2 protein-coding genes are annotated in these 11,836 nt (G+C 72.4%); both read left to right on the top strand.

All coding sequences use genetic code 11. The annotated features are described in order from the left end of the window. On the top strand, window positions 1–6,761 hold a 6,761-nt coding region (locus ABZ562_RS40780), incomplete at its 5' end, for an SDR family NAD(P)-dependent oxidoreductase (protein ID WP_361490448.1). A gap of 42 nt (window positions 6,762–6,803) precedes the next feature. Beyond that, a partial coding sequence (locus ABZ562_RS40775; RefSeq protein WP_361490445.1) for a type I polyketide synthase occupies window positions 6,804–11,836 on the top strand: 5,033 nt, incomplete at its 3' end.

Raw genomic sequence — 11,836 nt, 5'->3', positions numbered from 1 at the left:
CGGCGGTGGAGTTGCGTAATCGGTTGGCGGCGGTGACGGGGCTGCGGTTGCCCGCGACGATGGTGTTCGACTATCCGACCCCCCACGCCCTGGCCGCCTACCTGTGCACCCGGCTGGGCGGGGAGACGACCACTGCACCCGTCGTGACGGCGACGGACACCGGCGAGCCGATCGCGATCGTCGCGATGACCTGCCGGTTTCCGGGCGGGGTCACCTCTCCTGAGGGCCTGTGGGATCTGGTGTCCTCGGGCGATGAGGCGATCGGGGAGTTCCCGACCGGCCGGGGCTGGGACCTGGACGGCCTCTTCCACCCGGACCCCGACCACCCGGGCACGTCCTATGCCCGAAAAGGCGGGTTTCTCTACGACGCCGACGCGTTCGACGCGGGGTTCTTCGGCATCAATCCGCGTGAGGCGTTGGCGACGGATCCGCAGCAGCGTCTGTTGCTGGAGGCGGCGTGGGAGGTGGTGGAGCGGGCCGGTATCGACCCGATGTCGCTGAAGGGCACCCCGACCGGTGTCTACGCCGGGGTGATGTACCACGACTACGCGGCCGGTCTCAGCGGTGGCGACGCACGGCTTGAGGGCTACGCCATGCTCGCCAGCTCCGGCAGTGTGGTGTCCGGTCGGGTGGCGTACACGCTGGGTCTGGAAGGCCCGGCGGTGACGGTGGATACGGCGTGTTCGTCATCGCTGGTGGCGATGCATCTGGCCGCGCAGGCGTTGCGGCAGGGTGAGTGCACGCTTGCTCTGGCGGGTGGTGTGACGGTGATGGCCACGCCGGATGTGTTCACCGGTTTCTCGCGTCAGCGCGGCCTGGCTCCCGACGGCCGGTGCAAACCCTTCGCCGCCGCTGCCGACGGCACCGGTTGGAGTGAGGGTGTCGGCCTGTTGCTCCTGGAACGGTTGTCGGATGCGCGGCGCCATGGCCGGCGGGTGCTGGCGGTGATCCGGGGGTCGGCGGTGAATCAGGATGGTGCGTCGAATGGTCTGACGGCGCCGAATGGGCCGTCGCAGCAGCGGGTGATCCGGCAGGCGCTGGCCGGTGCGGGCTTGTCGGCGTCGGAGGTGGACGCGGTGGAGGCGCACGGTACGGGCACCACGCTGGGCGATCCGATCGAGGCGCAGGCGCTGCTGGCGACGTACGGCCGGCAACGGCCCGCCGATCAGCCACTGCTGCTCGGTTCCATCAAGTCGAATATCGGGCATACGCAGGCGGCCGCGGGTGTGGCGGGTGTGATCAAGATGGTGCAGGCCATGCGGCATGGTGTACTGCCCGCTTCCTTGCACATCGACGAGCCGACGCCGCACGTCGACTGGGCCGGTGGCGCGGTGCGGCTGCTGTCCGAGCCCGTGGAGTGGCCGCGGAGCGGGCGGCCTCGCCGTGCTGGAGTGTCCTCCTTCGGCGCCTCCGGTACGAACGCTCATCTCATCCTGGAGCAGGCCCCGGACACGCCCGAGCCAGAGCAGGCGCCCGAGCAGAGCGGGGTCGTGCCGTGGGTGCTGTCCGCGCGCAGCACGGAGGCGCTGCGCGGGCAGGCCGCGGCACTGGCCGGGCACCTGGCGCCGGACCCGCGGGCGTCGGCCGCCGAGGTGGGATGGTCGCTGTTGACGTCCCGGTCGCTGTTCGAGCACCGAGCCGTGGTGCTGGGCAGCGACCGGGCGGACATGGTGGCGGCGGTGGAGGCACTGGCGGCCGGTGAGCAGCACTCGGGCGTGGTGGAACCGCCCTCGGACGCGGCCCCGTCCGGGAAGACGGTCTGGCTGTTCAGCGGGCAGGGCAGCCAGCGCGTGGGCATGGGCGCCGGGCTGTACGACCGCTTTCCGGTATTCGCCGCGGCGTTCGACGAGGTCTGCGGCCTGCTCGACCCCCATCTTGAACTCCCGCTGCGACAGGTGGCGTTCACCGGCGTGCCCGAGCGGCCGGGGCTGCTGGACCACACGACCTACGCCCAGGCAGGGCTGTTCGCGCTGCACGTCGCCCTCGCCCGATTGCTGGACTCGCTGGGCTGCCGCCCCGATGTGGTGATCGGTCATTCGATCGGGGAGGTCGCCGCCGCCCATGTGGCCGGTGTCTTCGATCTGCCGGACGCCTGCCGACTGGTGGCCGCCCGCGCCACGCTGATGGGCGGGCTCCCGGAAGGTGGCGGCATGGCCACCATCGCGGCCGCTCCCGACGAGCTTGCCGAGGACCTTGCCGAGCACGCCGGCCACGTGGGTATCGCCGCCCTGAACACGCCCGGCAACACGGTCATCTCCGGGCCCGCTGAACGGGTGGCCCGGATCAGCGCCGCCTGGGCCGCCAAGGGCCGTAAGACCAAGATCCTCACCGTCAGCCATGCCTTCCACTCCCCGTCGATGGACCCCATCCTGGAGCCGTTCGCCCAGGCCATCGCGGAGCTGACGTATCACCGGCCCACCCTCCCCGTGCTGAGCAACCTCACCGGGGAGGCCGCCGACGAGCGGATCGCCACACCCGGTTACTGGTCCGAGCACATCCGGAAGCCGGTCCGTTTCCACCCCGCCATCACCCGTATCGCCCCCGAGGCGGCCGTCTTCCTGGAGTTGGGCCCGGACCCGGTCCTGGCCACCGCGACACAGCACACACTCGGCCAAGCCGCCCCGGACACCGAGCGGCCCAGCCCCCTGGTGGCGGCCACACTGACCCGTAAGCAACCCGAAGTCCATGCCTTCGGCCGTGCCCTCGCCCAACTCCACACCCGCGGTGCCGATGTGCACTGGACCAGCTGGTTTCCCTCCGATCCCGCCCCGAGGACGGTGGAGCTGCCGACGTATGCCTTCCAGCGCGAACGGTACTGGCTGTCCGCGGCCGGTGGAGTCGGTGATGTCGCTGCCGCCGGATTGCAGCGTGTGGAGCATGCGTTGCTGCCCGCGGCGGTGGGGCTGGCCGACGGCGGGATCGTGCTCACCGGCCGGATCTCGGCCGGTGGCGGCAAGACGTGGCTGGCCGAACACGTGATGGCGGGCGCGGTGCTGGTGCCCGGTGCGGCGCTGGTGGAGTGGGCGCTGCGGGCGGCCGATGAGGCGGGCTGCGGTGGGGTGGAGGAGCTGGCGCTCCAGGTCCCGCTGGTGCTCCCCGCGTCCGGCGGGTTGCGTGTCCAGGTGGTGGCGGGCCCCGTCACCGAGGACGGGCGGCGCGATGTACGGATCTACTCCCGCCCCGACCGCGCTGCCGAACCGGGCACCGACCCGGGGTGGGTGTGCCATGCGGAGGGTGTGCTGAGCCCACAGTCCACCGATGGCGGGCCGGAGGAGCCGTCCGGGGCGTGGCCTCCCGCAGGGGCGGAGCCGGTGGATGTGACGGGCTTCTACGAGCGCGCGGCGGCGGCCGGATACGCGTACGGCCCGTCCTTCCAGGGCGTACGGGCCGTGTGGCGGGACGGTACGGATGTCCTCGCCGAAGTGGCGCTGCCCGAGCCCGCCGGTGACCGCGACGGCTTCGGCATCCACCCCGCACTGCTGGATGCCGCCCTGCATCCGGCGCTGCTGCTCGACCCGTCCGAGTGGGAACGGGACGGCACCCGGGTGTGGCTGCCGTACGCCTGGCGCGGCGTGTCGTTGTGGGCGGGCGGCGCGACGACGGTCCGGGTCCGGCTCTCTCCCCGGCCGCGGCAGGCGGACGGTGCGGAGGGTGAGCGGGGCCTGCGGGTGGCCGTGGCCGATGCGGTGGGTGTTCCGGTCCTGACGGTCGATGCGCTGGTCATGCGGTCGGCCGACCCGGATCAGCTGCGGGCTGGTGCGGGGCCCGAGGTGGAGGGGCTGTTCACCCTGGACTGGACACCATTGCCGACACCAGAGCAAGGCCACGACGCCGACGAGTCACCGACGGCTGCCGACTGGGTGGTGCTGGGCCAGGCGGGACCGTCCCAGGCCGGGGATGCCGCGGTCTGCCATCCGCGTCTGGAGTCGCTGATCACCGCGCTTGATGGCGGTGCTCCCGCCCCCTCCATGGCGATCGCCTGCCTGTCCGCGCCCACCCCAGGTAGCGATGTGGCGGACGCGGGCCTGGCCCTGACCGAAGAGGCATTGGAGCTGGTCCAGGGCTGGCTGGCCGAGCCGCGGCTGTCCGATGCCCCGTTGGTGGTGGTGACCCGGGGCGCGGTCGCGATCGGCACACCCGAGGGCGAGGCGAAGAACGGCGACGACGGGGTGAACGCGGCCGGTGCCGCGGTGTGCGGGCTGGTGCGCAGCGCGCAGGCGGAGAATCCGGGCCGCTTCCTTCTGCTCGACCTCGACCCCGCTGATGACCCGGCCTGCGCGGTGCCCGGCCACAGGGTGGTGGATGCCGTACGGCGGGCCGTGGCGAGGGACGAGCCCCAGGTGGCGCTGCGCGGCGGGCGGATCCTGGTGCCCCGGCTGATGCGCGCCGGTGGGCCGAGCAGCGGGGGAGTGGTGGGGTCGGCCGGGCAGCCCGCGTGGCGGCTTGAACTGACGGGCGCGGCGACGCTGGACAATGTGAAACCGGTGCCCTGCCCCGAGGTGCTGGAGCCCCTGGGCGCGGGCCGGGTACGGGTCGCGGTGCACGCGGCGGGCATCAACTTCCGCGACGCGCTGATCAGTCTGGGCATGGTCCCCGGCCAGACCGGACTGGGCGGCGAGGGCGCCGGTGTGGTGGTCGCGGTCGGCCCGGGGGTGACCCAGGTGGCGGTGGGCGACCGGGTCATGGGTGTCTTCGACCGTGCGTTCGGCCCGCTGGCGGTGACGGACGCGCGGATGGTGGCGCCGATCCCCGCCGGGTGGAGTGTCCGGCAGGCGGCCGCGGTGCCGGTGGTGTTCCTCACCGCGTGGTACGGACTGGTGGAGCTGGGCGGCCTCCGGGGGGGTGAGTCGGTGCTGATCCATGCGGCCGCCGGAGGCGTGGGCATGGCGGCGGTGCGGATCGCCCGCCATCTGGGCGCCGAGGTCTATGCCACGGCGAGCCCCGCCAAGCACGCGGTGCTGGAAGCCATGGGCATCGACGCGGCGCATCGGGCCTCCTCGCGGGACCTGGACTTCGAGCACGTCGTACGGGAGGCCACCGGCGGCCGTGGCGTGGACGTGGTGCTGAACAGTCTCGCCGGCCCCTTCGTCGACGCATCGCTGCGCTTGCTGCGTGAGGGCGGCCGGCTCCTGGAGATGGGCAAGACGGACATCCGCGATCCGGAGCGGATCGCGGCCGACCACCCCGGTGTGCGCTACCGGGTCTACGACCTGATCGGGGACGCCGGACCGGACCGCATCGGCCGGATGCTGGCCGAGCTGGGCCCGCTCTTCGCTGCCGGCATCCTGGAGCCGCCGCCGCTACGGTCCTGGCCGCTGGACCGGGCGCGAGAGGCGCTGCGCTACCTCAGCCAGGCCAAGCACACCGGCAAACTCGTGCTGGACGTCCCGGCCGCGGTGGACCCGGACGGCACCGTACTGATCACCGGCGGTACCGGCACCCTGGGCGCCCTGGTCGCCGAGCATCTGGTGCGCACCTGGCAGATCAGGCATCTGCTGCTGGTCAGCCGCAGCGGCCCCGATGCCCCGGGCGCGAAGGAGCTGAGCGCCAGGCTGCGCGAACTGGGCGCGCGCGTACGGATCGAGGCGGCGGATGTCACCGAGGCCGCCGCGGTGGCCGCCCTCGTGGAGGGCGTCGACCCGGAGCACCCGCTGACCGGGGTGATCCACGCGGCCGGTGTCCTGGACGACGCGGTGGTCACCTCGCAGACGCCCGAGCGACTGGCCCGCGTCTGGGCGGCCAAGGCCACGGCGGCTGCCCACCTGCACGCCGCGACGGCAGAACTGCGGCTCGGCATGTTCGTGATGTTCTCCTCCGCGGCCGGGGTGATGGGCAGCCCCGGGCAGGCCAACTACGCTGCGGCCAACGCCTTTTGCGATGCGCTGGCGGCCCATCGGCGGGCCCTCGGCCTGCCGGGCGTGTCCGTGGCATGGGGGCTGTGGGACCAATCCAGCGAGATGACCGGCAACCTCACCGAAACGGACCTGGCGCGGATGGCCCGCTCCGGTATCGCCGCGATGGCGGGCGACCACGCCCTGGCACTGCTCGACGCCGCGGTCCAGCACGGCGGCCACCAGCTGATCGCGGCCGATGTGAACACGCGCGTCCTCGCCGCCCAGGCCCCGGCCACCCTGCCCGCCGCGCTCCGCGCCCTGGTCGCCGAGGACGCCGGTGCGGGGCGTACGACGGAACGGCGTACGGCGGCGGCCGCCGGTGCGCAGCCGGTCGACTGGGCGGGACGACTGGCGGGAAGGTCCGCCGACGAGCGGCGCCGGGTACTGCTCGACCTGGTCCGTGGCCACGCGACCACCGTGCTGGGCCACGCGGATGCGGAAGCGGTCCAGGCAGACACCAGTTTCAAGGACCTGGGCTTCGATTCGCTGACCGCGGTGGAACTGCGCAACCGGCTCTCCGCCGCCACCGGCCTGCGGCTCCCCGCCGCCCTCGTCTTCGACTACCCCGAAGCGGCCATCCTGGCCGACTACCTGCTGGAACGCCTGGCCCCCGAGGACGACGGCTCGCCGGGCCGGTCGGGCCTCGACCCGGCACTCAGCGAACTGGCCAAGCTGGAGACCACCTTGGCCCGCCTCGATGTGGCGGACGACGAGTCCGGGGCGGTCACGGCCCGGCTCGAGAGTTTGCTGGCCACATGGAAGGCGACGCGGAACCTGGCAGAGCACGGGACCGCCGCGGAACGGCTGGAGTCCGCGTCCGCGGCCCAGGTCCTCGACTTCATCGACAACGAGCTGGGTGTGTCCTGAATGTGCCGGGCGCGACGATCGCTTAAGGCCGGGTGAAACCTCATGGTGAACGTGAACGTGAACGAAGAAAAGCTGGTCGAATACCTCAAGCGCGTGTCCGCGGATCTGCACGACACCCGGCTGCGCTTACGTGAGGTGGAAGAGCGTGCCCAGGAGCCGGTGGCCGTGGTGAGCGTCGCCTGCCGCTTCCCGGGCGGGGTGGACACGCCAGAGGCACTGTGGCGCCTGGTGTCCGAAGGAGTCGACGCCATCGGCGACTTCCCCACCGACCGTGGCTGGGACCTGGAGGGGCTTTACCACCCGGACCCCGACCACCCCGGCACCACCTATGTCCGCCGGGGCGGATTCCTCGACGACGCCGACCAATTCGACCCCCAGTTCTTCGGCATCAGCCCGCGCGAGGCACTGGCCACCAGCCCACAGCAGCGGCTGCTGCTCGAAACCGCGTGGGAAGCGTTCGAGCGGGCCGGTATCGCCCCCCTCTCCCTGAAGGGCTCGCCCACGGGGGTCTACGCCGGTACGGCCACCACCGGCGGCGCCTCGGGCGACCTCCCGGAGACGGCATCGGAGGGGTACGCGGGCAACGCCCCGAGCCTCCTGTCGGGCCGGGTGTCCTACACCTTCGGCCTGGAAGGCCCGGCCGTCACCGTCGAGACGGCGTGCTCGTCCTCGCTGGTGGCCATCCACCTCGCCATGCAGGCCCTGCGGCAGGGTGAATGCACGCTCGCCCTGGCCGGTGGGGTGACGGTGATGGCCACCCCCGAGGTGTTCACCGGATTCTCCCGGCAGCGTGGCCTGTCCCCGGACGGCCGGTGCAAGGCATTCGCCACCACCGCCGACGGCACGGGGTGGGGCGAAGGTGTCGGACTGTTGCTGCTGGAGCGGCTGTCGGATGCCCGGCGCAAGGGCCACAAGGTGATGGCCGTGATCCGGGGATCGGCCATCAACCAGGACGGCGCCAGCAACGGGTTCACCGCGCCGAACGGGCCGTCGCAGCAGCGCGTCATCCGCCAGGCCCTGACCGCAGCCCGGCTCGCCCCGTCCGAGGTGGACGCCGTCGAGGCCCATGGCACCGGGACCACGCTCGGCGACCCCATCGAGGCGGACGCGCTGATCGCCACCTACGGCCAGGACCGGCCGCAGGGCCGCCCCCTGTGGCTGGGGTCGTTGAAGTCCAACATCGGCCATACGCAGGGCGCGGCGGGTGTGGCGGGTGTGATCAAGATGGTGATGGCGCTACGGCACGAGATGCTGCCCGCGACCCTGCATGTCGATGAGCCGACTCCCCACGTGGAGTGGGACGGAGGCGGCGTACGGCTGCTGACCAAGCCCGTCGAGTGGCCGCGCGGCGACCGGCCACGGCGGGCAGGGGTGTCCTCGTTCGGAATCAGCGGCACCAACGCGCACGTGATCGTGGAGCAGGCACCGGACGCACCCGAGGCGGAGCCGGTGCCCGAACACGGTGGTGTGGTGCCGTGGGTGGTATCGGGGCGGAGTGCGGAGGCGCTGCGGGGCCAGGCGCGGGCGTTGGTGGCACGGCTGGCCGAGGACCCCGGGCCGAGGCCGGTGGATGTGGGCTGGTCGTTGGTGACGTCGCGGTCGGTGTTCGAGCATCGTGCGGTGGTGGTGGGTGAGGACGGTGCGGAGTTGCTGACCGGGGTGGGGGCGTTGGCGGTGGGGGAGTCGCATCCGGGTGTGGTGTGTTCGGGTGTTCCGGCGCTGGCGGGTGGTGCGGGTCCGGTGTTGGTGTTTCCGGGGCAGGGTTCGCAGTGGGTGGGGATGGGTGCTTCCTTGCTCGATGTGTCGCCGGTGTTTGCGGCGCGGGTGGTGGAGTGTGAGCGGGCGTTGTCGCCGTATGTGGATTGGTCGCTGAGTGGCGTATTGCGTGGCACCGGGGGCGGTTTAGACCGGGTTGATGTGGTGCAGCCGGTGTTGTGGGCGGTGATGGTGTCTTTGGCTGCGGTATGGGCCGGGCACGGTGTGAGGCCTGCGGCGGTGGTGGGCCATAGTCAGGGTGAGATCGCGGCGGCTGTGGTGGCGGGGGCGCTGTCGTTGGAGGATGGCGCGAAGGTGGTGGCGCTGCGTAGCCGAGCCCTGCGCAAGTTGGCTGGTGGTGGGGCGATGGCGTCGCTCGGTGTGGGGCAGGAGGAGGCCGGCCGGCTGCTGTCGGGGTTGGGCGATCGGGTCGCCGGGGTGGGTGTGGCGGCCGTCAACGGGCCGTCTTCCACGGTCATTTCGGGTCCACCAGAGCAGGTGGCCGCTGTGGTGGCGGCGTGCCAGGAGAATGGCGACCGCGCCCGGCTGATCGATGTGGACTACGCCTCGCACGGCCCCCAGGTCGACGAGATCCGCGAGGAGCTGATGCGCGTGCTGGAGGGCGTGACCCCGGTCGAGACAGCCGGTACAGGCGTCACGTTCTACTCCACGGTGACCGGCGGCCGGGTTGCCACCGGCGGTCTGGACGCCACCTACTGGGTGACGAATCTGCGGGAGCGCGTACGCTTCGCCGACGCGATCGAGGCGCTGCTGGCCGATGGGCACCGGGTGTTCATCGAGGCCAGCACCCACCCCGTGCTCACCGTCGGCATGCAGGAGACGTTCGAGCGGACGAGCGTCGACGCGGTGACCGTGCCGACGCTGCGCCGCGACCACGGCGGTCAGGACCAGCTCGTACGGTCCCTCGCCCAGGCCTTCATCGCGGGCGTCCCCGTGGACTGGACAACCCTGTTCCCCGCCGAGCCGACACCGCGCACCGTGGACCTGCCGACCTACGCGTTCCAGCGTCGGCGGTTCTGGGCGGCTGCCGCGAGCGGTCGGGTGGGCGATGTGGCCGCAGCGGGGTTGCAGCGTGTGGAGCACGCCGTACTGCCCGCCGCGGTCGGACTGCCCGATGGCGGGCTGCTGCTGACCGGCCGGGTCTCTGCCGGCCATGGTGGCTGGCAGGCCGAGCACAGCGTCGCGGGTGCGGTGTTGATGCCCGGCGCGGCGCTGGTGGAGTGGGCGCTGCGGGCAGCCGATGAGGCCGGGTGCGGCGGCGTCGAGGAGCTGGCCCTTCAGGCGCCCTTGATCCTGCCCGAGTCAGGAGCTTTGTGCGTACAGGTGGTGGTGGACGAGGCGGCGGAGGACGGAAGGCGCGACGTCCGGGTGTACTCCCGCCCCGACCGGGCCGCCGAGCCGGGAGGCGACCCGGGGTGGGCGTGCCACGCGGAAGGCGTACTGAGCCCGCCGTCCTCAGGTGACGCTGGGGAGGAGCTGGCCGGTGCGTGGCCCCCGGCGCACGCGAGGCCGCTGGACGTAGCGGGGTTCTATGAGCGGGCCGCGGCGGCGGGATACGCGTATGGTCCGTCGTTCCAGGGGCTTCGGGCAGCGTGGCGCGACGGCCAGGACCTGCTGGCCGAGGTGGCGTTGCCCGAGGCCGCCGGAGACCATGATGGCTTCGGTATCCACCCGGCGCTGCTCGACGCAGCACTGCACCCCCTCCTGCTGGCCGACTCGGGGGAGGTCGAGCAGCTGTGGTTGCCGTTCGTCTGGAGTGGCGTATCGCTGCACGCCACGGACGCGACCACGGTCCGCGTACGGCTCACTCCATGCCAGGAGAGCGCGGCGGGTGAGCGCGGGCTACGGCTGGTCGTGGCCGATGCCGGGGGCGCTCCCGTTCTCACGGTTGACTCCCTCACGATGCGCCCGGCCGACGCCGAGCAGCTCCGGTCCGCGGGCTGGCGCGATGCCGGTGGGCTGTTCACCCTCGAGTGGACGCCCCTGCCTGCAGGGTCGGGCACGGCGGATGACGACGGCTGGGTGGTGTTGGGCCAGGACGATGGTGCCGATGGCGCGGTGTGCCACCCGGACCTGACGGCGTTGGCCGCCGCGATGGACGGCGGCGCGCCTGCTCCGGCGATGGCCTTGGCGTATCTGCCTGCTGCCCGTGAACCCGATGACCTCATGACGGGCGCGACCGATGGTCTCATCGCTGTCGAGCACGCACTGCGGCTGGTGCAGGGCTGGCTGGCCGAACCGCGCCTGGCCGATGCCCGGTTGGCGGTGGTGACGCGGAGCGCGGTCGCGCATGCCGGGGAAGACGCCCCGGATCTGGCCGGTGCCGCCGTATGGGGCCTGCTGCGGAGCGCACAGGCGGAAAACCCGGACCGGTTCGTTCTCGTCGATATCGACGCGGATACCCCCACCGAGACGACCCATCGCAGTGTGGCCGACGCCGTGGCGCGTGCCGTACGGGCCGATGAGCCGCAGGTGGCCATGCGGGCCGGACAGCTGCTGGTACCCCGGCTGGCCCCGGCGCGCGCAGGCCGTGACGAGTCCGCCACCGAGCATCCCGACGTGCCCGGCGCACTCGACCCGGACGGGACCGTGCTGATCGTCGGCGGTACGGGCCTGCTGGGCGGCCTGGTCGCCGAACACCTCGTACGCACCCGCCAGGTCAAGCATCTGGTGCTGGCGAGCCGCCGGGGACCCGAGGCTCCGGACGCGCGAGAACTGACCGATCGGCTGAGCGATATGGGTGCTCAGGTGCGGGTCGTCCCGGTGGACGTCACGGACGCGGGCGCGGTGGCCGGGCTGGTGGCCCAGATCGCACCGGCACACCCGCTGACCGGGGTCATCCATGCCGCGGGTGTCCTGGATGACGCGGTGATCACCTCGCTCACCCCGCGACAAGTGGCGCGGGCGTGGCAGGCCAAGGCCACGGTCGCGGCCCATCTGCACGCGGCGACGGCGGGTCTGCCGCTGGGCATGTTCGTGCTGTTCTCCTCGGCCGCTGGAGTGGTGGGCAACGCGGGTCAGGCCGGGTACGCGGCGGCGAACGCCTTCTGCGATGCCCTGGCCGCTCACCGCCGGGCCATCGGTCTTCCGGCGCTGTCGGTGGCCTGGGGGCTGTGGGAACAGACCAGCGCCATGACCGGGCACATGGGTCGGAGGGATCTGACCCGGCTGCGCGGAATGAGGCCGTTGTCGTCCGAACGCGGACTGGCCCTGCTGGATGCCGCGTGCCGGCTCGCGCGTCCGCTGGCGGTCGCGGTGGACCTTGATGTGGTGGGGGTGGCTGGGGGTGATGTGCCTGC

Origin of the sequence: Streptomyces sp. NPDC019937 (assembly GCF_040631655.1) — a bacterium.
In the GTDB taxonomy this organism is placed as follows: Bacteria; Actinomycetota; Actinomycetes; order Streptomycetales; family Streptomycetaceae; genus Streptomyces.
This window is presented reverse-complemented; position numbering and strand designations above follow the sequence as displayed.